This window comes from Pseudoalteromonas sp. SIMBA_162 (assembly GCF_046535955.1).
GTDB lineage: Bacteria > Pseudomonadota > Gammaproteobacteria > Enterobacterales > Alteromonadaceae > Pseudoalteromonas > Pseudoalteromonas marina.
Map to the genome: position 1 here is coordinate 1 of NZ_JAWJBQ010000176.1, position 331 is coordinate 331.

1 protein-coding gene and 1 pseudogene are annotated in these 331 nt (G+C 38.1%); one reads left to right on the forward strand and one right to left on the reverse strand.

Annotated features, from left to right (window positions below):
- Window positions 1–193, forward strand: a 193-nt coding sequence (locus R0J88_RS19230) for a rhomboid family intramembrane serine protease (RefSeq protein WP_410900765.1), incomplete at its 5' end; no start/stop codon positions are given.
- Between the two features lie 2 nt (window positions 194–195).
- Here R0J88_RS19230 and R0J88_RS19235 read toward each other — a convergent pair.
- Window positions 196–331: pseudogene (locus R0J88_RS19235) on the reverse strand (flagellar basal body-associated protein FliL); the annotation flags it as partial.

The window sequence follows — 331 nt, forward strand, 5'->3', positions numbered from 1 at the left end:
CTTTTTAAATCCAGAAAAACCCGCATTGGTGAGTACCTCAATTATAGGTTTTATGCGTGTTTGGTTAGGACTTGGTTTTGCTGATGTGTTGGTGATTGGAATGGCTAATTGGGCACATTTAGGGGGGCTAGTGAGCGGAATGGCGTTTGCCTACACCGCTCAACTGTTTACTAAAAAGCATACAAATAGTTGAATTCAGTGGTACAAATACTTTGTAAATAGTACTTCACGTATAATTTCTTGGCCTGTTTCTTCTTTTAACAGGCTTTTTACTTTTTCTATACCTTTTGCGCGAATTTCTTCTCGACCAGTCCATGACTTTATTTTTTCT